Source organism: Clostridium sp. BSD2780061688st1 H5, assembly GCF_005845155.1.
In the GTDB taxonomy this organism is placed as follows: Bacteria; Bacillota; Clostridia; order Lachnospirales; family Lachnospiraceae; genus Claveliimonas; species Claveliimonas intestinigallinarum.
Genome location: NZ_SPGT01000018.1, coordinates 43,000 through 66,141, shown reverse-complemented (window position 1 = coordinate 66,141; position 23,142 = coordinate 43,000). Strand labels below are relative to the sequence as shown.

The window sequence follows — 23,142 nt, the reverse complement described above, 5'->3', positions numbered from 1 at the left end:
TTGAATACCTCCTTATTCTCTTGGTTTTATTATGAAATCCTTGAGAATAAGCTGTCAACTTTTTTTATACCACACCACTATGAAAGTGGAAGTTGCTTTTACGTTTGACGCTACTTCTCTTGACGGCAAACAGCTTGTAACTTTTGAAGAATTGTACGATTTAAGCAATCCAGACGAACCGAAGAAAGTTACCGAGCATAAGGATATTGAGGATAAGGGACAGACGATTACCTTTAAGGAAAAGCCAGAAGAACCAGAGAAACCCGAAACACCACCGACACCAGAAAAGCCTAACAGACCTAGCGACAGTCCCAAAACGGGCGACAGTACAAATGTAATGGCATTTGTCGTGATGTTGCTTGCGTCTGCTGGTGGACTGGCTGGAACATATCTTTACAAACGCCGTAAAATGAAGAAATCGTAAGGCGGTAACGGTATGATGAAAGAAAAATCACGCTCTCCGCCGAAGCTGTCAAACGGCAGACTTCCGCTTATTCTGGCTTGTCTGCCTACAACCTGCAAGAACACGGATAGTCAAGGGTGCGTAAGCATTGATTTTACCCTTTACTATCTGGGGGATTGCTGGTACTTCCCAAACCGCCAGAATAAGAAATCACAATCAAAAAACTTATCAAAAATAAAAAGAAACGAGGTAAAACAATATGGAAATGAAATATGTCGTGCCAGATATGGCACAGTCTTTTGGAACACTTGAATTTGCAGGCGAAAGCGAGCCAGTCTTTGAAAGAGATAAAAATAACCGCAGGGTCTTAGCCAGACGAAGCTATAACCTTTATTCTGACGTACAGAAAGGCGAAAATGTTGTCGTGGAAATTCCCGTGCAGGCTGGCGAAAAGCATTTCAAGTATGAACAGAAAGTAAAACTTGTCAATCCGAAGTTATACGGCAGAGGTTATGCAATCGGGGATATGGGACATACCGATTATGTGTTAGTTGCTGATGATATTGTAGCAGTTGAAGAAAAGTAAAGGAGTGAAGAATTTATGAGATTATCAAACGGGTTTGTTATTGACAAAGAGAAAACATTTGGAGAATTAAAATTTACAGCGGTGCGTGATGTGTTCTTGCAGAACGAGGACGGAACACCGAGTACCCAGCTTAAAAAGCGTATCTATGATTTGAAGTGCAGTCTGCATGGTGGAATTATCCCCGTGTCTGTACCGCCAGAAGTACCGTTAAGAGAATTTCCGTACAATGCAGTCGTGGAGCTTGTCAATCCCGTAGCAGATACGGTATCAAGAAAGACGTTTGGTGGTGCAGATGTGGACTGGTATGTAAGGGCAGAGGATATTGTGTTGAAGAATAAAGGCAACCAGAACGCAGGCAATCCACAGAATAATAACACGCAGGGACAGCCGAAAAAACAAAATTAGAGATTAGATTTTTATTGTGAGGTAATTCGTTGAATGATATAATTAGGATAAATTGTGAGGTGCTTATCTATGAAAGTATTAGTTAGTTCATGTATCATGGGAAAAAACTGCAAATATAACGGTGGGAATAATCTCAATCCGAAAGTTGTAGAGTTTCTAAAAGACAAAGAGGTTATCGAAATTTGTCCAGAATTATTAGCGAATATGCCTACACCACGTCCTAGTGCGGAAATAGTAAATGGTATTGTCATGGATATAAATGGAAATATTGTTGATGAGGAATATCGTCATGCGGTACAGTTGGCTCTAAATGAAATAAGAAGTATGGAAATAGATTTAGTTATTCTGCAATCAAGAAGCCCAACTTGTGCAGTCAAGAATATTTATGATGGTAGTTTTACGGGAAAATTGATAAAAGGTCAAGGTCTGTTTGCACAAGCGTTAATTGAGGCTGGATATAAAGTGTTGGACTCAGAAGATTTTTAATGAATGGTAATGAAAAGGCAGTTAGTCTTAGGATTGACTGCTTTTTTCATACCCAGAAAGGAGTGATTGATTTATGCAAAAGATTTGGAATAAAGGACACCGTATCAGAGCCAGCGACAAGCACCTTGTCTACCACTTTTCCATAGGGACGCTTCTGTTTGTATTTGTGACGGTTCTTTTGCTACTGAATATCAAACAGCTCATGTGTACCGATTGGGAACATTTCAGTTTGTTAGAGAACGGCTTGACGCTCTCCCCTTACAACTTCATAACCATACTGATAGCGACTGGTGTTTGTGCATTGGTCGCTTTTCTGTATTACCGCTTCTGTTACGACAATTTCAAGAAGCTCCTGCACCGTCAAAAGCTGGCAAGAATGATACTGGAAAATAAGTGGTATGAAGCTGATACCGTGCAAGACAGCGGTTTTTTTACTGACCTGCAAAGCAGATCAAGAGAAAAAATCGTCTGGTTTCCAAAGATTTATTATCAAATGGAAAAAGGACTGCTTCATATCCGCTGTGAAATCACGCTGGGGAAATATCAAGACCAGCTTTTACGGTTAGAGGATAAATTGGAAAGTGGCTTATATTGCGAGCTGACCGACAAGACCCTGCATGACGGCTATATCGAATATACCCTGCTTTATGATATGATAGCGAACCGTATTACCATTGATGAAGTACGAGCAGAAAACGGCTGTCTTAGACTGATGAAAAATCTTGTCTGGGAATATGACGCACTTCCTCATGCTCTGATTGCTGGTGGGACTGGTGGCGGTAAAACTTATTTTCTGCTGACACTCATTGAAGCCTTACTGCATACCAACGCTGTTCTTTACATCTTAGACCCGAAGAACGCTGACCTTGCGGACTTAGGGACAGTTATGGGAAATGTATATCACACCAAAGAAGAAATGATAGATTGCGTCAATGCCTTTTATGAGGGTATGGTACAGCGAAGTGAGGAAATGAAGCGACACCCGAACTATAAGACGGGCGAAAACTACGCCTATCTGGGACTTCCCCCCTGCTTTCTTATCTTTGATGAATATGTGGCGTTTTTTGAAATGCTGGGGACAAAAGAAAGCGTGAGCCTACTTAGCCAGTTAAAGAAAATCGTTATGTTAGGGCGACAAGCAGGTTATTTCCTTATCGTCGCCTGCCAGCGTCCAGACGCAAAGTATTTCTCGGACGGTATCAGAGATAACTTTAATTTCCGTGTGGGATTGGGGCGTATCAGCGAATTAGGTTACGGTATGCTGTTCGGTTCAGATGTAAAAAAGCAGTTTTTTCAGAAGCGTATCAAGGGGCGTGGCTATTGTGATGTGGGGACAAGCGTTATCAGTGAGTTTTACACGCCTTTAGTCCCGAAAGGACATGATTTTTTGCAGACTATCGGCTCTCTTGCACAAGCAAGGCAGGACGGGACGGCGACGTGCGAAGCGAAAGGCGACGGCACGGACTAGCCGTTGCTGGTGTGGCGTTAGCCACGCCAGCAGGTAAAACCCCTCGGTATCTAACAGAGGGGTACGTTTGCAAATAGACAATAGACGAAAAACATAGGAAACATAAGGCTTCTGGTATGATTTCCTAGCGAAAATCAGTTGTGAAGTCGCCTTAGAAAACTTCACACTTGACAGATTGGGGGTATGGTTCTGAATGAAGAACAATGGATAAAAGAATTACGGGAGAAACGGATTGCTTACGGTATCTCACAAGGCAGGCTGGCGGTGGCTTCTGGTATCACAAGGGAATATCTCAACAAGATAGAAAGTGGAAAAATGAAGCCGTCAAAAGAACTTCTGGAAACTCTGTATAAAGAACTGGCAAGGTTCAATCCAGAAGCACCGCTTACCATGTTGTTTGATTATGTGAAAATTCGTTTTCCCACGCTGGATATACAGCATATCATCAAAGATATATTAAAACTGAATATCAATTATATGCTCCATGAAGATTACGGACATTACAGTTATACGGAGCATTATTCTTTAGGGGACATCTTTATCTATACGTCGGCTGACGAAGAAAAAGGTGTCCTTTTAGAGTTAAAGGGGCGTGGTTGCAGGCAGTTTGAAAGTTACCTGCTGGCACAGCAAAGAAGCTGGTATGACTTTCTCATGGACGCACTCGTAGACGGTGGCGTGATGAAGCGTATCGACCTTGCTATCAACGACCATACGGGCATTTTGGATATTCCAGAGCTTGCGGAAAAATGCAGGAAACGGGAATATATCGGAAAGTCCAGAAGTTATAAGTTTTACCAGTCGGGCGAACTTATCAAGCACCGAGAGGACGACAGAGAACATATGGGACGTACCCTTTATCTTGGTTCGCTGAAATCAGATGTGTATTTCTGTATCTATGAAAAGGACTATGAGCAGTACGTCAAGCTGGGGACACCGCTTGATGAAGCCGACATTATCAACCGTTTTGAGATACGGCTTCGCAATGAACGTGCCTATTATGCAGTACGGGATTTGCTGACCTATTATGACGCAGAGCAGACCGCCTTTTCTATCATCAACCAGTATGTGCGGTTTGTTGATGAAGAACCAGACAAGCGAAAAAATGACTGGAAACTCAATGACCGCTGGGCTTGGTTTATCGGCGATAACAGACAGAGCCTGAAGCTGACGACAAAGCCAGAACCTTACACCTTAGACCGTACATTGCGGTGGGTACAAAGGCAGGTAGCACCGACCTTGAAAATGCTGAAAAAGATTGATAAAGGAAACGGCACAGACTACATGGAAACAATCGAACAGCAGGCAAAGCTCACAGAAAAACATGAAATGATAATCAAACAGCAGACGACCCCTGCAAAAGATTTAGTGGAAAGTTAGGAGTGATAAAAAATGTGGGAATTAGTAAAAGACTTCCTGCTGGTATCTCTGGGAATGGGTATCGGCGTAGTCTTGATGTGTATTTTAAATGTCGGCAAAGAAGCTGACAAACATATGGAAGAAATCAAAGAAAACAAAGAAAGTGAGGACAATTAAATGAATTTCGGAAACAATTTGTATCAATGGTTTTTATCAAACGCACAGAGCTTAGTGCTTATGGCGATTGTGGTTATCGGTATCTACTTAGGGTTCAAGCGTGAGTTTTCCAAACTTATCGGCTTCTTGGTAGTTGCCTTGATTGCTGTCGGTTTGGTATTCAACGCTGGCGGTGTGAAAGATGTACTGTTAGAGCTGTTCAATAAGATTATTGGTGCATAAAATTTTATTGTAGCGGATATACGGAACTGTTATAATATGGATATGAAGAAAGTGCAAATTGGAATTTAGAGAATGAAAGGGAGCTTCCGTAATGATTAAAGTAAAAATATGGATTGTTTTATTTATTGTTGGAATAGTTATGATTTTAGGTGCTTCGGAATTTAGCAGATTTCTAGCAAATGAAATAAACTGGTACACCGCAGGAATAATATTGTCTGTTATTTCTGGATTTGGACTATTATTTGAAATGTATTTTAAACGAAATAAGTAAATTCAAGATTGGAGATTTAGTAATGGCTTCAAGTAAAGATTATTTACAATTTGTTTTAGAACAATTATCAGAATTACAAGAAATAACATATCGTGCAATGATGGGAGAATTTATTATCTATTATCGTGGGAAAATCGTTGGAGGTATATATGATGATAGGTTACTGGTAAAACCAACAAAGTCTGCAATTTCTTATATGCCGACAGTTACCTATGAAATTCCATACGAAAATGCCAAAGAAATGTTATTGGTGGAAGAAGTTGATAATAGAGATTTTCTGACAGGTTTATTTGATGTGATGTATGATGAACTGCCTACGCCAAAACCTAAAAAGAAAAAATAAACAGCTTCTAGTTTATAATTTCATATCCATACACACAAAGGAGTTAGTCTTAGGATTGACTGATTTGTGTTTACCCCAAAATTAGATTGGAGTGATTAAATGAAATGTATAATGCTTCATGGACTGGGACAATCTTCTGAAAGTTGGAGTGATACTATAAAAGTTTTCAATGATGATTTTGAAGTTTTATGTCCGAATTTATCAGATTGGCTTTCTGGGAAAGTACCATGTTATGATACATTGTATCGAGTATTGGAAACATACTGTGAACAATTTGAAGAACCGCTGAATATTTGTGGACTTTCTTTAGGTGGTATTCTTGCTATGCAGTATGCAATCGAACACTCAGAAAAAGTGAACTCATTAGTTTTAATAGGAACACAATATGAAATGCCAAAGTATCTGTTAAAAATACAAAATCTGATATTTCATATTATGCCTTGTTCAGCGTTTGAAAAAATGGGTTTCCAGAAAACAGATTTTATCAATCTATGCAAATCTATGACAGAACTTACTTTTAAACATAAACTGAAAAAAATATCATGTTCGGTACTTGTTGTCTGTGGCGATAAGGATAAGATAAATAAAAGAGCTTCTTTAGAATTGCAACAACAGATAGAAAACGCAGAGATAGCTATTATTGAAAACGCAGGACATGAAGTAAATACTGATAACCCTACATTACTGGGGCAAAAGTTAAATATATTTTTCAGACAATACGTCTGATACACAATTTCATATCCCTACACACAAAGCAGTTAGTCTTAGGATTGACTGCTTTTTTCGTACCTAAAATTAGATTGGAGTGATTACATGAACGATATTTTTAAGGATATGCAGGCAAAAGTCGGCTGTGATTATATTTCTGACCTGCCCTCTTACAAGCGTAAGGTGTGGCATGAAATGAAACGGCTGAACCCTGCTGATTATGAAGAAGAACAGTTAGAAGATTTTTCAAAGTATGTGTTTGGTATGCCGTACCAGACTTTAAAAGATGTGATGAAACAACAGAAAGGACGTGAGGAACAATGCAGGAAACAAGGGTGCTGGTGGAAACGAGAGGAACAACTGGCGAAGAAACAACATCATACTGGTTCGACCTGCCGATAGATGTTGCCGAGTTTGAAGAAAAATTAGGTGTCGGTGCAGAAAGCACGGAGTACCGCATTATCGAAAAGGTACTGCCCTTTGCTGATGAAGTCCACGAACATACAAGCGTGTATCAGCTCAACGAATTAGAGTTTATGTACCGCCAGCTTTCCAGTGATATGCAGGAAGAATATACAGCACTTCTGACCGTGTATGAAAATTTAGAAGCACTTTATATTTGCAGGAACGTGATTACGGTTTATTACGACTGCAAAAGCATGATAGATGTTGCAAGGCAAAAGTTAATGAACGACCCGACGTTCAAGCATTTATCCGAGGACTGTCAAGCATATTACTTTGACTTTGAAGCCTACGCTTCTCACTTGCAGGAACACGGGAAATTTTTAGTAACAGAACACGGTATCTTTGAACTGCCAGAGTAGGAAATGAGGTGGTGCTTATGCTTGATGATATGGCGGTTTATATTGCAAATCTCGGCAAATACAATGAGGGCTATTTAGTCGGTGCTTGGTTCACATTCCCCATTGACGAGGAAGATGTAAAAGAAAAAATCGGCTTGAATGAACAGTATGAGGAATACGCTATCCATGATACCGACAACTTCCCCATTGCGATTGGCGAGTATGTTTCCATTGAAGAACTGAATGAAATGTATGAAATGATAGAGGAACTTCCCGACTATATCGTAGAGTGTCTGGACGAATTTATCAGCCACTACGGGACGCTGGAAGAAGTCGTGGAACACAAGGACGATATTTATTATTATCCCGACTGTGAAACCATGACAGACGTTGCCTACTACTACATAGACGAATTGCAGGCACTTGGCGACATTCCACCCAGCTTACAGAACTACATTGACTATGAAGCCTACGGGCGAGATTTGGATATGGGCGGTTGCTTCATTGAAACAAGCCGAGGTATGTGCGAGATACCATATTAACGCTGGAGGATCAGCGACAAGGATTGTTGCTACTGACAGCATGAATAAATTGAGTAAGGGCTTCAAATAGACTAAATTTGCGTAAATAAATTAGTACAAGAAAATAATAGTCATTGATATTAGAACGGTAGGAATTTATAATATGACTTACACAAGAAAAGAGGTGCTTTAAAAATGAAACATATTATGATTGTTGATGACGATATACATATAAATCAAATGTTGGAAGAAGTTCTCACAAGTGCAGGTTATAAAGTAACTCATGCTTATTCTGGTACAGAAGCCCTGCTTCTCATACCTAGTATAAAACCAGATTTGATTTTGCTGGATTTAATGTTGCCGGGGTTAAGTGGCGAAGAAATTATAGAGGAAATTTCACATATACCAGTTATTGTAATTAGTGCAAAAATAGATACTAAAAACAAAATATCTTTGTTATTGAATGGTGCGGTAGATTATGTTACAAAACCATTTGATGTAGACGAGTTACTGGCACGGATTGTTGCTCAACTTCGACACAGTCAGACTAATTCTATAAATTCCGTTTTAGAACATGGGGATATTCGATTGGACTTAAACACCCGTACTGTATCTATTAGAAATATAGAAGTTAAATTGACAAAAACAGAATATGCGATATTGAAAATACTAATGGAAAATCCCAAACAAGTTATTACTAAAAATATTTTGCTTGAACGTATAAGCGAAGAAACACCTGATTGTATGGAAAGTTCACTAAGAGTGCATATAAGTAATCTAAGAAAAAAATTAAGGGACATTTCCGATAAAGAATATATTGAAGCAGTATGGGGGATTGGATTTAAAATCGCTGAGGAATAAATCTTTACACTTTCTTAACAATTTCCTTAACAGATTTCTTAACACTTTTGATTTAGTATTTTGACTGTAAATAAAGGAGGCTGAAAAAATGGAATATGTATTGAAAACGAAAGATTTAAAGAAAACATACGGTAATTATAACGCATTAAATGGACTTTCAATGAATGTTCCTAAAGGTTCTATCTACGGTTTGATTGGTAGAAATGGGGTTGGAAAAACAACTTTAATTCGTTTGATTTGTGGATTACAAAAAGCAACAGAGGGGGATTTTTCGCTATACGGAATAAATAATCACTCTAAAGGGATTGTTCGTTCCAGAAAACGAATAGGAGCTGTTGTTGAAACACCGTCTATTTATTTAGATATGAGTGCGGAAGATAATTTAAAACAGCAGTATCGAATATTAGGTATTCCCTCTTACAGCACTATTCCAGATTTATTAAAATTAGTCGGACTTGAAAATACGGGTAAAAAGAAAGCTAGAAATTTTTCTTTAGGTATGCGTCAACGACTAGGAATTGCAATCGCTTTATCGGGTTCTCCAGATTTCCTTATCTTAGATGAGCCGATAAATGGACTTGACCCACAAGGTATTATTGAAATTAGAGAACTGATTTTAAAACTTAATCACGAACATGATATTACGGTTTTAATTTCCAGTCATATTCTTGATGAGCTTTCTCGCATTGCCACACATTTTGGATTTATAGATAAAGGGCAAATGATACAAGAAATAAGTGCTTTGGAATTAAATACGAAATGTAGGAAATGTGTAAAACTGACCGTTTCAAATATGGAAGTGTTATGTAACGTTCTTACAGAAAAAGGATATGATTATTCTGTCATATCAGATAAAGAAATAGATGTATTTGCCAAATTAGATATAACATCACTTGTTGTAGAACTGGCAAAAAAAGAATGCAATGTTCTTAATATTCAAGAGCAGGACGAAAGCCTAGAGAATTATTATATCAATTTGATTGGAGGAAACCGTAATGAATAACTTACTTTCCGCATATTTTCAACGCTTACTTAAAAGCAGATTGTACTGGTGTTTACTTGGACTTATGATACTTTCTGGAATAATTATTCCTATATTAGCACACCGTGAAATGATAGCTTATGGAACAGATTATACTTTAGAAAGCAGACTGGTATGGCATTTTCTTATAATCGGTTTTATTGTTGCTATCTTCTGTTCTTGGTTCTTAGGAACAGATTATTCAGACGGAACAATTAAAAATAAAATCATTGCAGGAAATAGTCGTTTAAAAATATATATTTCTGCTTTGCTGATATGTGTGATTGCCAGTGTTATTTTAGTGGTGGCACATCAAATAACAATCATTGGGCTGGGTACTTGGTTAATAGCTCCGTTTAAAACCGATATTCACACTATATCTTTAATTATAGGGATTTCTATTCTTGCAACAATAACATTTGCTGGAATAAATACCATGATTGTTATGATAAATCAAAATAAGGCTTCGTCTTCAATCATCTGTTTAGTAGTTAGTTTATTGATGTTTGGAATATCATTTTATGTGTTAAGTGTGTTGTTTTCTTCTGATATGGCTCATTCAGATAGCATTGTGAAACAAATTTATGAATTTTTAAATATCTTTTTACCAACAGGACAACTTTTAAATTTAATCAATTTGCAAATTATACAAGCTACGGAAATGATTATTTACAATATACTGATACTTGTAATAAGCACGGGAACAGGTATAATGGTCTTTGAGAAAAAGAATTTAAAATGAATTTGTAGGGAATGATGTTATGTTGTGGAAAATAATGGTGTTTTTCTTGCTGGTAATAATATTTGCTTTACTTTTGAAAATCTTTTATATGAGAAAAGCAATTAGAGAGATAAAAAGAGGGTTTTCAGAAAAATTATATACAGATACGAATACTCCGATTATGCTTTCCTCACATGATAAATTGGTTTCTTCTTTAGCAAATGATATAAATGTAGAGTTGAAAGAATTACAAAAACAAAAGCACCGCTATATACAAGGCGATAAAGAATTAAAAAACGCTATTACGAATATATCCCATGACTTACGAACTCCTCTTACAACAATTTGCGGTTACTTAAGCTTATTAGACAAAGAAGAAAAAAGTGAACATATTGCTAGACAATTATCAATCATTAAAAATCGTACTTTTGCATTAAAACAGCTAGTAGAAGAACTATTTCGATATACAACTATTATTTCTGATACCGAAAATAGCGTTTATACAGAAACCGTAATCAACAATGTTTTAGAAGATTGTATTTCGTCCTATTATGCGATATTTAAGGAAAAAGGCATTACTCCGAATATAAATTTGTGCGAACAAAAAATTGTGCGTTCCGTTGATAAAACTGCCTTACTTCGTATTTTCAATAATATTATAGATAATGCAATCAAATATAGTGAGGGAGATTTAACAATATCATTATTTGAAAATGGGAAAATTGTATTTTCAAATCACACTTCTGACCTTAATGAAATACAAATTGGGAAATTGTTTGATAGATTTTATACAGTAAATACCGCAAGAAAATCTACGGGGTTAGGTTTATCTATTGCCAAAGCGTTGATTGAAAAAATGGACGGTAATATTTCTGCTGATTATAGCAATAATGTTTTAAGTATTATTATTAAATTGAATGAGGTTTAAAAGAAAGCAGTTAGTCTTATGATTGACTGCTTTTATTATGAAAAGGAGACAAGTATATATGAAAGAAAAACGAACTAATCGTATTCGTGATAGTAATCAAAAACAATAATAAAAATTAAGCTGGAAGATCAGCAACGGCATTGTTGCTACTGACAGCGTATTTCTCTTTAAGGGACAGTCTGAAAATGGCTGTCCTTTTCCATTTACAAATTTACGAAAGGAGCTGAAAGAACTTGAAAAAGATTAAATCTTATACGGGTATCTGGAACGTGGAAAAAGTCTTGTATGCAATCAATGACTTTAACTTGCCCTTTCCCGTTACTTTTACACAGATTACATGGTTTGTGATTACGGAATTTATCATCATTCTGTTTGGGGATATTCCTCCACTTTCCATGATTGAGGGAGCATTTCTCAAATACTTCGGTATTCCCGTTGCTCTCACTTGGTTTATGTCGCAGAAAACCTTTGACGGAAAGAAGCCGTACAGCTTTTTGAAATCACAGATAACCTATGCGATAAGACCGAAAATCACTTATGCAGGAAAAGCCGTAAAACTGCATAAGCAGACCTTGAATGAAACAATCACGGCAGTAAGGAGTGTGAACTATGTTCCCGATAAAATATATTGATAACAACCTTGTCTGGAACAAGGACAATGAGGTGTTCGCCTACTATGAGCTGATACCGTACAACTATTCTTTTCTATCCGCAGAGCAGAAATTTATCGTGCATGACAGTTTTCGACAGCTAATCGCACAGTCCCGTGAGGGAAAAATTCATGCGTTGCAGATTGCCACAGAAAGCTCCATTAGAAGTATGCAGGAGCAGTCAAAGAAACTGGTAACGGGCAAACTTCGTGAGGTGGCAGTCCAAAAAATAGACGAACAGACCGAAGCGTTAGTATCAATGATTGGGGACAATCAAGTGGACTACCGCTTTTTTCTTGGCTTTAAGCTCATGGTTACGGAAGAACAGCTCAATCTGAAGAACATCAAAAAATCGGCATGGCTGACGTTCAAGGAATTTCTTCATGAAGTGAACCACACGCTGATGAATGATTTTGTTTCCATGCCGAATGATGAAATCAACCGTTACATGAAAATGGAAAAGTTACTGGAAAATAAAATCTCCCGTCGCTTTAAGGTGCGTCGCTTGGAAATCCATGATTTTGGGTATCTCATGGAACATCTTTACGGCAGGGACGGTATCGCCTATGAAGATTATGAGTACCAGCTACCAAAGAAGAAATTGAAGAAAGAAACGCTGATAAAATACTACGACCTTATCCGTCCGACAAGGTGTGTGATTGAGGAAAGCCAGCGGTATTTACGATTGGAACATGAGGACAAGGAAAGCTATGTGTCCTATTTTACCGTCAATGTAATTGTCGGGGAGTTGGATTTTCCGTCCTCTGAAATCTTCTATTTCCAGCAACAGCAATTCACATTCCCCGTTGATACTTCTATGAATGTAGAAATCGTGGAGAACCGTAAGGCATTAACGACAGTCCGCAACAAGAAAAAGGAATTGAAAGATTTGGATAATCACGCCTATCAAGCAGGAAGTGAAACCAGCTCAAATGTGGTGGACGCTTTAGACAGCGTGGACGAGCTGGAAACCGATTTAGACCAGAGCAAAGAAAGTATGTATAAGTTAAGCTACGTCATACGGGTGTCTGCACCCGATCTTGACGAGCTGAAACGCCGTTGTGATGAAGTCAAGGACTTTTACGACGACCTCAATGTAAAACTGGTGCGTCCTGCTGGCGATATGTTGGGACTTCATTCTGAATTTTTACCTGCCAGCAAGCGATATATCAATGACTATGTGCAGTATGTAAAGTCAGACTTCTTGGCTGGGCTTGGTTTTGGTGCGACCCAGCAGTTAGGGGAAAACACGGGTATCTATATGGGCTATTCCGTTGATACGGGAAGAAATGTGTACCTGCAACCGTCTTTAGCTTCGCAGGGAGTAAAAGGCACAGTTACTAATGCCCTTGCTTCTGCTTTTGTGGGAAGTCTTGGCGGTGGAAAGTCATTCTGCAACAATCTACTTGTATATTATGCGGTGCTGTTTGGCGGTCAAGCACTTCTGTTAGACCCTAAAAGTGAGCGTGGCAACTGGAAAGAAACGCTCCCAGAGATAGCCCATGAAATCAATATCGTAAACCTTACCAGCGACAAGGACAATGCAGGACTTCTTGACCCATTTGTGATTATGAAGAATGTGAAAGACGCTGAAAGTCTGGCAATCGACATCTTAACATTCCTTACGGGTATTTCCTCTAGGGACGGCGAAAAATTCCCCGTGTTACGAAAAGCGGTGCGTTCTGTTACCCAGAGTGAAAATAGAGGACTGTTACACGTTATTGAGGAATTGAGAAAAGAAGATACCGCTATCTCACGCAATATCGCAGACCATATCGACAGCTTCACGGACTACGACTTTGCACACCTGCTATTTTCAGACGGGACGGTAGAAAATGCTATAAGCCTTGATAACCAGCTCAATATCATTCAAGTAGCAGACCTTGTACTGCCAGATAAAGATACCACTTTTGAGGAATACACGACCATTGAATTATTGTCGGTGTCTATGCTGATTGTGATTAGTACCTTTGCCCTTGATTTTATCCATTCGGACAGAAGCATTTTTAAGATTGTAGATTTGGACGAAGCGTGGGCGTTCTTAAATGTGGCACAAGGCGAAACCCTATCAAATAAGCTGGTTCGTGCTGGACGAGCTATGCAGGCAGGCGTTTATTTCGTTACCCAGTCTGCCTATGACGTGTCAAAGGAAAGTCTGAAAAACAATATCGGTTTGAAGTTTGCATTTCGTTCTACTGACATCAACGAGATAAAGCAGACCTTAGAATTTTTCGGTATCGACAAGGACGACGAAAACAACCAGAAACGCTTGCGTGATTTGGAGAACGGACAATGTTTATTGCAGGACTTATATGGGCGTGTGGGTGTGGTGCAGATACACCCCGTCTTTGAAGAACTGCTGCACGCCTTTGATACCAGACCGCCCGTACAGAGAAATGAGGTGGAGTGATGAAAGAAAGGATAAAAGGTGCGTTCACAAAAAGGAAGATACTTCACTTTCTCAAAATGGCTCTGTTTGTGGTGGCACTCTCCCTTATCCTGCTTTCACTTTTGGGGACGGTGGCTCATGCGACGGGGCTTGTGGACGATACCATAAACGCAGAAAATCTCTACTCCAAATATCCGCTGTCGAATTACCAGCTTGATTTTTATGTGGATAATAGCTGGTCGTGGCTTCCGTGGAACTGGCTGGACGGGATTGGAAAATCGGTGCAATACGGGCTTTACTGTATTACCAACTTTGTCTGGACGATAAGCCTTTATTTAAGCAATGCAACGGGCTATGTGGTGCAGGAAGCCTACAAACTTGATTTTATTAACGATATGGCAGACAGTATCGGAAAGAGCATACAGACCCTTGCAGGCGTAACACAGAACGGCTTTTCTTCTACGGGTTTCTATGTTGGTTTTCTGCTTCTCATTATCTTAGTGGTGGGACTATATGTTGCCTATACGGGACTGATAAAAAGGGAAACCAGCAAGGCACTTCATGCTGTCATTAACTTTGTGGTGGTGTTCGTGCTGTCCGCTTCATTTATTGCCTATGCTCCCGACTACATCAAGAAGATAAATGAATTTTCATCAGACATCAGTACCGCTTCACTTGACTTGGGAACAAAAATCATGCTCCCTAATTCTGACAGCGAGGGCAAGGACAGCGTGGACTTGATACGGGACAGCTTATTTTCTATTCAAGTGGAACAGCCGTGGCTACTTCTGCAATTTGGCAACAGCAACGCAGAAGAAATCGGGGCTGACCGTGTAGAAGCTCTGGTATCAGCAAGCCCAGAGGACGAGGACGGAAAGACCAGAGAGGAAGTCGTGAAAACAGAAATCGAGGATAACGACAACAACAATCTGACGATACCGCAGGTGGTAACCCGTTTGGGTATGGTGTTTTTCCTCTTGTTTTTCAATTTAGGTATCACGATATTTGTATTCTTGCTTACGGGCATGATGTTATTTAGCCAGATACTTTTTATTATCTTTGCAATGTTCTTACCTATCAGCTTTTTACTTTCCATGATACCGAGCTATGAAAGCATGGCAAAGCAGGCAATCGTAAGAGTATTTAATACCATAATGACACGGGCAGGGATAACCCTCATTGTAACGGTGGCGTTCAGCATTTCCAGTATGTTTTATAACATATCTACGGACTATCCGTTTTTTATGGTGGCGTTCTTACAGATAGTGTGTTTCGCAGGTATTTATATGAAACTGGGCGATTTAATGAGTATGTTCTCCTTAAATGCCAGCGACAGTCAAAGCATGGGAAGAAGAATTTTCCGCAGACCGTATCTGTTTATGGCACACAGGGCTAGACGAATGGAGCGACGCATGGCAAGGGCTGTGAGTGCTGGCGGTGTTTCGGGCGGTGTGGCTGGTGCAGTTGTCGGAAATGCTGTTGCGAATAAAAGAGCAGAAAGAAAAAATACGGCTTCTAAAGACAATCGGGGCAATCCCACTTCCAGCATAGGACAACGTGCAGGCTCAAAGGTGGGTGCTGTCTTAGATACGAAAAACAAGCTCAAAGACAAGGCTGGTGCGTTGAAAGAAAATCTCAAAGATATGCCGACCCAGACCGCTTATGCGGTGTATTCCGCAAAGGAAAAGGCAAAGTCCAGCGTGTCCGACTTCAAGCGTGGCATGGTGCAGGAACAGCAGTCCAGACAGTCGGGACGTATGGAAAAACGGGAACAGCATAGACGGAATATCGCTGACAAGCGTATGGAGCTTCAAAAGGCACAAGAAGCAAGGCAGACACAGCGAAAGGCGGACGGATCAGCGACAACGGGAGCTACCCGTCCCCATGAGCGACCAGCCACAGCTTCAACCATTCCAAAGCCGACTGTGGAAAAAACGCAGGAAGTCAAACGCCCTGCCACAGCGACGACTTCAAAAGCAAGTGAGCCAGTCAAGACAAATGTTGTAAAAGAACGTCCGTTATCTTCTGGTGCTTCTGATAGAAAAACGACCCAGCCTACACAGCCAGTACATAGGCAGAATGTAGAGAAAGTAGTATCGCAGGAAACACGCCAGAATTACACGAAAGACCGCAGAACAAAGGTTCAGCAGACCCAGAACGTCCAAAAAAACCAGCAGACCACAGAGAAACCCCGTAATCTTGTAACGAAGAAAGGACAGAAGAAAAAATGAAACTGAAACATATCGCTCTTATCGGCAGTCTGTTTCCTATCTTCTTTTCTCTGGTGCTTTTCTTTGGGGTGCTGATTAGTGCGGACAGCGACGACGAGAACAGCAACTTTTCTTCTGGCATTACGGGTATGAACTTATCCGCAGAAGTCTTGAAACATCAGCCTATGGTGGAAAAGTACGCTAGAGAAAACGGCATTTCCGAGTATGTCAATGTACTATTGGCTATCATTCAAGTGGAAAGTGGCGGTACGGCAGAAGATGTTATGCAGAGTTCGGAAAGTTTGGGACTACCGCCTAATTCCTTAGATACGGAAAGCTCAATCAAGCAGGGGTGTAAATATTTTGCGTCCCTGCTTTCTTCCTGCAAAAATCAAGGTATCGACGACTTGAATGTAGCAATACAGTCCTATAACTATGGCGGTGGATATGTAGGATATGTGGCAGGAAAAGGAAAGAAACATACCTACAATCTTGCAGAGAGCTTCGCCCGTGAGAAATCGGGTGGAAAGAAAGTAACCTACACCAACCCGATAGCCGTTGCGAAGAACGGGGGCTGGCGGTATCAGTATGGCAATCAATTTTACGTCGAATTAGTCAATCAGTATTTGACTGTTCCGCAGGTATCGGGAGAGCTGGCACAAAAAGTAATGAATGAAGCGTTGAAGTATCAAGGCTGGAAGTATGTGTATGGTGGTTCTTCTCCTACGACTTCCTTTGACTGCTCGGGACTGACGCAATGGTGTTATGGAAAAGCTGGTATCTCCTTACCGAGAACAGCACAGGCACAGTATGACGCTACCCAACATCTCCCACTCTCGCAGGCAAAGGCTGGGGACTTGGTATTTTTCCATTCCACCTATAACGCTGGTTCGTATGTAACCCACGTCGGTATCTATGTAGGAAATAACCAGATGTACCATGCAGGCGACCCGATAGGATATGCAGACCTAAGTAGTAGTTACTGGCAACAGCACTTAATCGGTGCAGGACGAGTAAAACAATAGAAAGGACTTGAAAAATATGTTTAAGAAGAATAAGAAACAGACAGAAACTATCAAAGAACCAAAAGAAAAAAAGGTGCGTACTGTCAAGGTAGGCACACATAAGAAAACCGTGATTGCATTGTGGGTGGTGCTTATCGCAAGCGTGAGTTTCGGAGTGTATAAAAATTTTACGGCTATCGACCAGCACACGACCCATGAAAAAGAAATCATTGAGCTTCGCTTGCAGGACACCAACGGGATAGAAAATTTCGTGAAGAACTTTGCGAAGTCCTATTACACATGGAATAACAGCAAAGAAGCGATTGAAGCAAGGACGCAGGCAATAGGCGGTTATCTGACAAAGGAATTGCAGGACTTGAATGTTGATACAATCAGAACCGACATACCGACCAGCTCCACAGTTACAGATGTGATTGTATGGCGTATCGAGCAGTCGGGAACGGACACTTTTTCTGCTACCTACGAAGTAGATCAGCAGATAAAAGAGGGAGAACAGACAAGCAATGTGAAAGCGACTTATACTGTAAAAGTCCATGTAGACGCTGACGGGGATATGGTAATCATTCAGAACCCTACCCTTGCACCAGCAATCGAAAAATCAGACTATGAGCCTAAGACACCAGAAGCAGACGCAAGCGTAGACGCTGATACGGTAAATGACGCTACCGCATTTCTGGAAACATTCTTTAAGTTATACCCGACAGCCACAGAAAAAGAGCTGGCTTATTATGTGTCTGGAAATGTGATTGAGCCTATCGGCAGGGACTACCTTTATTCTGAACTGGTAAACCCTATCTTTACAAAGGACGGGGACAATGTGAAAGTCAAAGTTGCCGTGAAATTCCTTGATAATCAGACAAAGGCAACACAGGTATCGCAATATGAGCTTGTGCTACATAAGGATAGTAACTGGAAAATTGTGGGATAAATCACAAGAAGTAGTTTGCATGTCATAGAAATATGATTTGCAAACTACATTTTCATCGAATTATGTTCACAAATAGTTCTGAATACGCTAAAATAGTAATTCACGCAAAAACCGCAATATATATTAAAACTTGAAGAAAACTATTTATTATAATCTAAGCTGAAAGGAGGGTGCTGTAATGGTCAATAAGGTTGAAAACATTATAACGGTTATCAATTACATAGAAAACAATCTCACAGAAAAACTGAACTTATCCTCTATTGCGATGGGTGTTGGTTATTCAAAATATCATTTGCATAGAATGTTTGTCGAAACTGTTGGATTGTCTATACATGACTATGTACAACGCAGACAATTAACAGAGTCTGCAAAACTTTTAGTGTTTTCTGATAAATCTATTCTTGAAATTTCGCTTATTGCTGGTTATGAAAGTCAGCAGGCATTTACAAATATTTTTAAGCAGATGTATAAGAAAACGCCTAACGAATATCGAATGAACGAAGAATTTTATCCGTTACAGCTTAGATTTGATTTGATACAGACAGTTAAACAAAAATTATCACAACAAGAAATGGAAGAAAATATCAGATTTGCTACAACAACAGATATACCTGCCTGCCTAGAACTAGCTTATTTAGTAATAGACGGTTTTCCAAATTTGAACGAGAATGAATACTTAACAGAATTAGAAAGAGGTATTTTAGAGCAAAGAGTGTTGATTTTAACTGATAATACTATTGCTATTGCTTTGATGTCTATTAACTATCATACGGGAAGTATTGATTTCTTTGGAGTACACCCGTTATATCGTAAATGTGGTATTGCAAAATTATTTTTAGATAAGGTTATGAATGAACTTTTAGTTGATAAAGATATTTCTGTAACAACATTTCGTGAGGGCGACAAAGCTGATACGGGGTATCGTAAGACTTACAAAGAATTAGGCTTTGCAGAAGCAGAATTATTAGTTGAATTTGGTTATCCTACACAAAAATTAGTATTATTTTCAAAAAATGGGGGTAGTACAAATGAATAGTAATCCTCTTGCAAAAGATTTTAATACTGGGTCTTTATTAAAATTTGCTTTCCCGACCATATCCATGATGTTATTTATGGGGCTTTACACAATTGTAGATACCATATTTGTATCACGATTTGTCAATACAAATGCTTTATCAGCAATCAATATTGTTTGTCCCGTTATCAATTTAATAGTAGGATTGGGAACAATGATAGCTACGGGTGGTAGTGCCATAGTTGCAAGAAAAATGGGGGCAGGAGAACCCAAACGAGCAAAACAAGATTTTACACTACTTATTTTATTTGGTTTTATTTTGGGAGTAGTAATTTTCATTCTAGGAATTATCTTTATTGATGAAATTATATATACTCTTGGAGCTGATAAGGTTTTATTTCCATATTGTAAAGACTATTTAACTATTATTTTACTGTTTACACCTGCAAGTATGTTGCAGGTACTATTTCAAAATTTATTTGTAACAGCAGGAAAACCAACTTTAGGACTTGTTCTTTCTGTAAGTGCTGGTGTAATGAATATCGTATTTGATTATCTTTTTATGGTTATATTTGACATGGGGATTGCTGGTGCAGGATTTGGAACTGGAATTGGTTATTTGATACCCGCAATTACGGGGCTAATTGTCTTTTGTAAAAAATCGGGAACATTGTCTTTTGTAAAACCTATTATAGACATTAAAGTACTTGGAGAAAGTTGTATAAATGGTTCATCAGAAATGGTTAGTCAGCTTTCAACGGCAATTACTACATTCTTTTTCAATCGCACAATGATGAATTTATTAGGTGTAAATGGTGTGGCTTCTATTACTATAATTATATATACACAATTTTTGCTTACAACATTATTTATTGGTTTTTCAATGGGGGTTGCCCCAGTCATTAGCTATAATTTTGGAGCAAACAATTATTATGGATTAAAGAAAATATATAAAATCTGTATTTCTTTCATTTTTGTAGGTTCATTATTTATTTTTGCGTTATCCTTTATAAATGGAAATACTTTGGTACGTTTATTTACTGGTACGAATGAAGCGGTATATAAAATTGCAATAAACGGGTTTATGATATTTGTATTTAGTTTTCTTTTTTCGGGTTTCAATATATTTTCATCAGCAATTTTTACTGCATTATCTAATGGTAAGCTATCTGCTTTGATTTCTTTTTTAAGAACATTTGGCTTTATAATGATAGGCTTGTTAATAATGCCACAGTTTATTGGAATAACAGGTGTATGGTTGGCTGTTCCCATTGCCGAAATATTAACACTATGTATTTCATTATATTTGAATTTTCGTCTTTGGCTTTCGTGGAATAATCAGAATAACAGCTATGAAAAAAATACAGAAAGGTTATTATGATAGGTCTAAAAAAACGAGATATTAAAAAAGCTTTGAAAGCAGGTGCAAAGGCTGGCGGTGTTTCATTGGCTGATATACGGGCTGATATTGAAGCAACGATTGATGAAGCCATGAACAGCCCAGACCCAGAGGTGCAGGCAAATTTCAAAAAATATTTTGGTAATAAACGCCCTACCCCAGAAGAATATATTTACAAGATTACCAAAAAGACAAAGATTTGAAAAAAGGCTTGCTCCATACATTTTGTATGATCTGCAAGCCTTAATCTATTTCAGAGGAAATTTAACAGTAAAAGTAGCACCGCCACCAGCAGTATCATTGATAGTTATTGTGCCGTTCAGCATTTGGGTTAATTCTTTGGCGATACTTAGTCCCAGTCCAAAATTTGATTTGTTCGTATGGGACTTGTCGCCACTATAAAAGCGGTCAAAAATATACTGCTTATCTTCATCAGAAATGCCTTGCCCGTGGTCTACCACAGAAAAAGCAATATTCTTTTCATTGGCGATTACTTCTATCTCTATCAAAGAATTATTCTTGGAATGTTGAATGGCATTATCCATAAAGACACACAAGATTTGAAATAGTCTGTCTTTGTCAGTAAGCATGGCAGGATAACTTTCTTCGGATAAATGCAGTTTTAGTTCTAAATTCTGCTTCATGCAGACTGGTTCGTAGGTTTCATATAACGTAATGAGCAAGGTATCTACATTGATTGTGCTTTTATGCAATGTCCATGTTTTTGCGTCAGAAGAAGCTAAAAGTAACATATCTTTGACTAAACGGGATAACCGCATACATTCAAAATCTATGGTCTGTACGGCTTGCCTTGCCTGTTCGTTTAAGGGAACATTATCAAGAAGCATATCCGTGTTGGAAATCATAACAGCAAGTGGAGATTTTAATTCATGGGACGCTGTTGCAACAAAATCTTTTTGGCTTTGCAGTATCCGTTCCGTTGGAGCAAACGACTTTTTCAGCAGATAACGGGTCAGCACGATAACAACGATACAAGCCAAAAACCAGATAAGAAGATAGATAGGCAATGTCTTTTGTAAAATATCCGTCAAACTGGCTGTCTGATAAAGAAAGGTTGCATGATATACGGTATCATTTGCTGTCCGAATGGTAGCAGGAATAACAAAATAAGTATCGTGATGTTTTCCTCTTATTTCCAGAAAACCGCCTTGAGAAGTTGTGTCGCTTTCTGTTCGGGATAATGGCTGTGTGGAAATCTGCTTTTCTACATCATGCAAGAGATTGTCCGCAGGCGTTGGAAATGGAAAATCACTTTGATAAATGGTATTCCCTTTTGTATCGTTAATCAAAGAAAAAATATGATAACTTTTTTCGTAGGCTGTGAGTGATTTATCCATATCCGAAGAAGCACTTTCAACTTGATAAATCAGCAAGGTTGTCAATCTTTGAAACAAGGTGCTTTCGTTGATTTTCTCTGTATGAACTGTGTTCGCAACGACAAAGGAAATCACAAGGGTAATAATCAGCATAACAGAACTTGCAAACAGAATATGAAGTTTTCGGTATAAATTATTTAACATGTTTCTTTCTCCAGTTTGTACCCTGCACCGTAGACCGTTGTTATTTTACATGAACTTTTTAATTCTTTTAGGCGTTTTCGCAGAAAAGAAATGTAACTGTCTACATTGCCAGTTTCTACTTCGGAAGAACTGCCCCAGATTTTAAGGATAAGCTGTTCACGGGAAAATAGTGTTTCTGGGTTCTGCATAAATACAAAAGTCAACTCGGTTTCTTTTGAAGTTAATAAAAGAGAATTATTTGGTGTGGATAAGGTTCTACTGTCTTTATCGAAAGTTAAATCTCCATATTGTAATTTAGACGATAACTGGATATTGGCAGGTCGCCTTGTCAATGCTCGAACTCTTGCAAGCAATTCTTTGATATGAAACGGCTTTACTAAGTAATCATCAGCACCGCCGTCTAAACCCTCAACCCGATTGTCAAGGGTACTCATGGCAGTAATGATAAGGATAGGAATAGATATTCCTTTTCTACGCATAGATTTTATGATTGTCAAACCGTCAATAATCGGTAGCATACGGTCTACAATGGCAATGTCATAAGCATAGTCTGTATTTAAAGCATACAGCATAGCGGTTTCCCCGTCATTGCAACAATCAACCATATAGTTTTCTTTTTCCAGCGAAATTTTTATATTTTTACATAATTCTAAATCATCTTCCAGAAGAAGTATTTTCATAATGTATCAATCCTTTTCTATA

27 protein-coding genes and 1 pseudogene are annotated in these 23,142 nt (G+C 38.7%); 26 read left to right on the top strand and 2 right to left on the bottom strand.

Going from position 1 to position 23,142, the window contains the following annotated elements; genetic code table 11:
* Positions 1 to 79: 79 nt before the first annotated feature.
* From FGQ86_RS11790 to FGQ86_RS11655, 26 genes and pseudogenes are all read left to right on the top strand, one after another.
* A pseudogene (locus tag FGQ86_RS11790) lies at positions 80 to 424 on the top strand (LPXTG cell wall anchor domain-containing protein); the annotation flags it as partial.
* Between the two features lie 238 nt (positions 425 to 662).
* Complete coding sequence (locus FGQ86_RS11780; RefSeq protein ID WP_002606075.1) at positions 663 to 989, top strand: YdcP family protein; 327 nt, start codon at positions 663 to 665, stop codon at positions 987 to 989.
* Positions 990 to 1,004: 15 nt separating this feature from the next.
* Complete coding sequence (locus FGQ86_RS11775) at positions 1,005 to 1,394, top strand: YdcP family protein (RefSeq protein WP_003436755.1); 390 nt, start codon at positions 1,005 to 1,007, stop codon at positions 1,392 to 1,394.
* A gap of 69 nt (positions 1,395 to 1,463) precedes the next feature.
* Positions 1,464 to 1,880 (top strand): DUF523 domain-containing protein, encoded by a 417-nt coding sequence (locus FGQ86_RS11770; RefSeq protein ID WP_002322983.1) that lies wholly within the window; start codon positions 1,464 to 1,466, stop codon positions 1,878 to 1,880.
* Between the two features lie 73 nt (positions 1,881 to 1,953).
* On the top strand, positions 1,954 to 3,348 hold the full coding sequence (locus tag FGQ86_RS11765; protein WP_002347261.1) for an FtsK/SpoIIIE domain-containing protein: 1,395 nt from the start codon (positions 1,954 to 1,956) through the stop codon (positions 3,346 to 3,348).
* 183 nt (positions 3,349 to 3,531) lie between these two features.
* Positions 3,532 to 4,728 carry a MobT family relaxase gene (mobT, locus tag FGQ86_RS11755; RefSeq protein ID WP_138304183.1) on the top strand — a complete coding sequence of 399 codons (1,197 nt, stop codon included), beginning with the start codon at positions 3,532 to 3,534 and terminating at the stop codon, positions 4,726 to 4,728.
* 12 nt (positions 4,729 to 4,740) lie between these two features.
* Complete coding sequence (locus FGQ86_RS11750; RefSeq protein WP_138304181.1) at positions 4,741 to 4,884, top strand: DUF3789 domain-containing protein; 144 nt, start codon at positions 4,741 to 4,743, stop codon at positions 4,882 to 4,884.
* Entirely contained in the window at positions 4,885 to 5,106 is a 222-nt protein-coding gene (locus FGQ86_RS11745; protein WP_004843355.1) for a hypothetical protein, read from the top strand.
* Positions 5,107 to 5,197: 91 nt separating this feature from the next.
* A complete protein-coding gene (locus FGQ86_RS11740) occupies positions 5,198 to 5,377 on the top strand; it encodes a hypothetical protein (RefSeq protein ID WP_138304179.1) in 180 nt (59 codons plus the stop codon).
* 22 nt (positions 5,378 to 5,399) lie between these two features.
* The gene (locus tag FGQ86_RS11735; protein WP_080789648.1) at positions 5,400 to 5,720 is read left to right on the top strand and encodes a TfoX/Sxy family protein; all 321 of its coding nucleotides are present in this window, start codon (positions 5,400 to 5,402) and stop codon (positions 5,718 to 5,720) included.
* 99 nt (positions 5,721 to 5,819) lie between these two features.
* Entirely contained in the window at positions 5,820 to 6,446 is a 627-nt protein-coding gene (locus tag FGQ86_RS11730; RefSeq protein WP_138304177.1) for an alpha/beta fold hydrolase, read from the top strand.
* An 87-nt stretch (positions 6,447 to 6,533) separates the two neighbouring features.
* Complete coding sequence (locus tag FGQ86_RS11725) at positions 6,534 to 6,830, top strand: conjugal transfer protein (protein WP_138304175.1); 297 nt, start codon at positions 6,534 to 6,536, stop codon at positions 6,828 to 6,830.
* On the top strand, positions 6,749 to 7,252 hold the full coding sequence (locus FGQ86_RS11720; RefSeq protein WP_138304173.1) for an antirestriction protein ArdA: 504 nt from the start codon (positions 6,749 to 6,751) through the stop codon (positions 7,250 to 7,252). The genes FGQ86_RS11725 and FGQ86_RS11720 overlap by 82 nt, the downstream gene beginning before the upstream one ends.
* Before the next feature lie 17 nt (positions 7,253 to 7,269).
* Positions 7,270 to 7,773, top strand: coding sequence for an antirestriction protein ArdA (locus FGQ86_RS11715; RefSeq protein WP_138304172.1), 504 nt, complete (start codon positions 7,270 to 7,272; stop codon positions 7,771 to 7,773).
* Positions 7,774 to 7,947: 174 nt separating this feature from the next.
* A complete protein-coding gene (locus tag FGQ86_RS11710; RefSeq protein ID WP_138304169.1) occupies positions 7,948 to 8,613 on the top strand; it encodes a response regulator transcription factor in 666 nt (221 codons plus the stop codon).
* A gap of 88 nt (positions 8,614 to 8,701) precedes the next feature.
* A complete protein-coding gene (locus FGQ86_RS11705; protein ID WP_138304168.1) occupies positions 8,702 to 9,616 on the top strand; it encodes an ATP-binding cassette domain-containing protein in 915 nt (304 codons plus the stop codon).
* On the top strand, positions 9,609 to 10,376 hold the full coding sequence (locus FGQ86_RS11700) for an ABC transporter permease subunit (RefSeq protein ID WP_138304166.1): 768 nt from the start codon (positions 9,609 to 9,611) through the stop codon (positions 10,374 to 10,376). Before FGQ86_RS11705 ends, FGQ86_RS11700 begins: the two co-directional genes overlap by 8 nt.
* 88 nt (positions 10,377 to 10,464) lie before the next feature.
* Positions 10,465 to 11,283: a HAMP domain-containing sensor histidine kinase gene (locus FGQ86_RS11695; RefSeq protein WP_226811947.1), complete on the top strand. Its 819-nt coding sequence runs from the start codon at positions 10,465 to 10,467 to the stop codon at positions 11,281 to 11,283.
* A 233-nt stretch (positions 11,284 to 11,516) separates the two neighbouring features.
* On the top strand, positions 11,517 to 11,915 hold the full coding sequence (locus FGQ86_RS11690; RefSeq protein WP_138304164.1) for a conjugal transfer protein: 399 nt from the start codon (positions 11,517 to 11,519) through the stop codon (positions 11,913 to 11,915).
* On the top strand, positions 11,893 to 14,343 hold the full coding sequence (locus tag FGQ86_RS11685; protein WP_009898619.1) for an ATP-binding protein: 2,451 nt from the start codon (positions 11,893 to 11,895) through the stop codon (positions 14,341 to 14,343). Before FGQ86_RS11690 ends, FGQ86_RS11685 begins: the two co-directional genes overlap by 23 nt.
* The gene (locus FGQ86_RS11680; protein WP_138304162.1) at positions 14,343 to 16,553 is read left to right on the top strand and encodes a YtxH domain-containing protein; all 2,211 of its coding nucleotides are present in this window, start codon (positions 14,343 to 14,345) and stop codon (positions 16,551 to 16,553) included. Before FGQ86_RS11685 ends, FGQ86_RS11680 begins: the two co-directional genes overlap by 1 nt.
* Positions 16,550 to 17,557 (top strand): C40 family peptidase, encoded by a 1,008-nt coding sequence (locus FGQ86_RS11675; protein WP_138304160.1) that lies wholly within the window; start codon positions 16,550 to 16,552, stop codon positions 17,555 to 17,557. The genes FGQ86_RS11680 and FGQ86_RS11675 overlap by 4 nt, the downstream gene beginning before the upstream one ends.
* A gap of 16 nt (positions 17,558 to 17,573) precedes the next feature.
* Positions 17,574 to 18,485, top strand: coding sequence for a conjugal transfer protein (locus FGQ86_RS11670; RefSeq protein ID WP_138304157.1), 912 nt, complete (start codon positions 17,574 to 17,576; stop codon positions 18,483 to 18,485).
* Between the two features lie 178 nt (positions 18,486 to 18,663).
* Positions 18,664 to 19,521, top strand: a complete 858-nt coding sequence (locus FGQ86_RS11665; protein ID WP_009264279.1) for a GNAT family N-acetyltransferase — start codon at positions 18,664 to 18,666, stop codon at positions 19,519 to 19,521.
* Positions 19,514 to 20,881: an MATE family efflux transporter gene (locus FGQ86_RS11660; protein ID WP_009264278.1), complete on the top strand. Its 1,368-nt coding sequence runs from the start codon at positions 19,514 to 19,516 to the stop codon at positions 20,879 to 20,881. Before FGQ86_RS11665 ends, FGQ86_RS11660 begins: the two co-directional genes overlap by 8 nt.
* A complete protein-coding gene (locus tag FGQ86_RS11655) occupies positions 20,878 to 21,102 on the top strand; it encodes a hypothetical protein (RefSeq protein WP_003431901.1) in 225 nt (74 codons plus the stop codon). Before FGQ86_RS11660 ends, FGQ86_RS11655 begins: the two co-directional genes overlap by 4 nt.
* Before the next feature lie 45 nt (positions 21,103 to 21,147).
* On the opposite strand, the gene FGQ86_RS11650 is transcribed toward FGQ86_RS11655, so the two are convergent.
* The gene (locus FGQ86_RS11650; protein ID WP_009264277.1) at positions 21,148 to 22,440 is read right to left on the bottom strand and encodes a HAMP domain-containing sensor histidine kinase; all 1,293 of its coding nucleotides are present in this window, start codon (positions 22,438 to 22,440) and stop codon (positions 21,148 to 21,150) included.
* The gene (locus FGQ86_RS11645; RefSeq protein WP_009264276.1) at positions 22,434 to 23,120 is read right to left on the bottom strand and encodes a response regulator transcription factor; all 687 of its coding nucleotides are present in this window, start codon (positions 23,118 to 23,120) and stop codon (positions 22,434 to 22,436) included. The genes FGQ86_RS11650 and FGQ86_RS11645 overlap by 7 nt, the downstream gene beginning before the upstream one ends.
* Positions 23,121 to 23,142 lie beyond the last annotated feature (22 nt).

Excerpts from the sequence above, each read along its gene's own strand:
- FGQ86_RS11695 (WP_226811947.1), top strand. The coding sequence starts at position 10,465 with ATGAGAAAAGCAATTAGAGAGATAAAAAGAGGGTTTTCAGAAAAATTA.
- FGQ86_RS11685 (WP_009898619.1), top strand. The coding sequence starts at position 11,893 with ATGTTCCCGATAAAATATATTGATAACAACCTTGTCTGGAACAAGGAC.
- FGQ86_RS11730 (WP_138304177.1), top strand. The coding sequence starts at position 5,820 with ATGAAATGTATAATGCTTCATGGACTGGGACAATCTTCTGAAAGTTGG.
- FGQ86_RS11720 (WP_138304173.1), top strand. The coding sequence starts at position 6,749 with ATGCAGGAAACAAGGGTGCTGGTGGAAACGAGAGGAACAACTGGCGAA.
- FGQ86_RS11735 (WP_080789648.1), top strand. The coding sequence starts at position 5,400 with ATGGCTTCAAGTAAAGATTATTTACAATTTGTTTTAGAACAATTATCA.
- FGQ86_RS11655 (WP_003431901.1), top strand. The coding sequence starts at position 20,878 with ATGATAGGTCTAAAAAAACGAGATATTAAAAAAGCTTTGAAAGCAGGT.
- FGQ86_RS11770 (WP_002322983.1), top strand. The coding sequence starts at position 1,464 with ATGAAAGTATTAGTTAGTTCATGTATCATGGGAAAAAACTGCAAATAT.
- FGQ86_RS11660 (WP_009264278.1), top strand. The coding sequence starts at position 19,514 with ATGAATAGTAATCCTCTTGCAAAAGATTTTAATACTGGGTCTTTATTA.
- FGQ86_RS11775 (WP_003436755.1), top strand. The coding sequence starts at position 1,005 with ATGAGATTATCAAACGGGTTTGTTATTGACAAAGAGAAAACATTTGGA.
- FGQ86_RS11675 (WP_138304160.1), top strand. The coding sequence starts at position 16,550 with ATGAAACTGAAACATATCGCTCTTATCGGCAGTCTGTTTCCTATCTTC.
- FGQ86_RS11780 (WP_002606075.1), top strand. The coding sequence starts at position 663 with ATGGAAATGAAATATGTCGTGCCAGATATGGCACAGTCTTTTGGAACA.
- FGQ86_RS11670 (WP_138304157.1), top strand. The coding sequence starts at position 17,574 with ATGTTTAAGAAGAATAAGAAACAGACAGAAACTATCAAAGAACCAAAA.
- FGQ86_RS11750 (WP_138304181.1), top strand. The coding sequence starts at position 4,741 with ATGTGGGAATTAGTAAAAGACTTCCTGCTGGTATCTCTGGGAATGGGT.
- FGQ86_RS11710 (WP_138304169.1), top strand. The coding sequence starts at position 7,948 with ATGAAACATATTATGATTGTTGATGACGATATACATATAAATCAAATG.
- FGQ86_RS11700 (WP_138304166.1), top strand. The coding sequence starts at position 9,609 with ATGAATAACTTACTTTCCGCATATTTTCAACGCTTACTTAAAAGCAGA.
- FGQ86_RS11705 (WP_138304168.1), top strand. The coding sequence starts at position 8,702 with ATGGAATATGTATTGAAAACGAAAGATTTAAAGAAAACATACGGTAAT.
- FGQ86_RS11680 (WP_138304162.1), top strand. The coding sequence starts at position 14,343 with ATGAAAGAAAGGATAAAAGGTGCGTTCACAAAAAGGAAGATACTTCAC.
- FGQ86_RS11765 (WP_002347261.1), top strand. The coding sequence starts at position 1,954 with ATGCAAAAGATTTGGAATAAAGGACACCGTATCAGAGCCAGCGACAAG.
- FGQ86_RS11715 (WP_138304172.1), top strand. The coding sequence starts at position 7,270 with ATGCTTGATGATATGGCGGTTTATATTGCAAATCTCGGCAAATACAAT.
- FGQ86_RS11665 (WP_009264279.1), top strand. The coding sequence starts at position 18,664 with ATGGTCAATAAGGTTGAAAACATTATAACGGTTATCAATTACATAGAA.
- FGQ86_RS11745 (WP_004843355.1), top strand. The coding sequence starts at position 4,885 with ATGAATTTCGGAAACAATTTGTATCAATGGTTTTTATCAAACGCACAG.
- FGQ86_RS11645 (WP_009264276.1), bottom strand. The coding sequence starts at position 23,120 with ATGAAAATACTTCTTCTGGAAGATGATTTAGAATTATGTAAAAATATA.
- FGQ86_RS11650 (WP_009264277.1), bottom strand. The coding sequence starts at position 22,440 with ATGTTAAATAATTTATACCGAAAACTTCATATTCTGTTTGCAAGTTCT.
- mobT (WP_138304183.1), top strand. The coding sequence starts at position 3,532 with ATGGTTCTGAATGAAGAACAATGGATAAAAGAATTACGGGAGAAACGG.
- FGQ86_RS11740 (WP_138304179.1), top strand. The coding sequence starts at position 5,198 with ATGATTAAAGTAAAAATATGGATTGTTTTATTTATTGTTGGAATAGTT.
- FGQ86_RS11725 (WP_138304175.1), top strand. The coding sequence starts at position 6,534 with ATGAACGATATTTTTAAGGATATGCAGGCAAAAGTCGGCTGTGATTAT.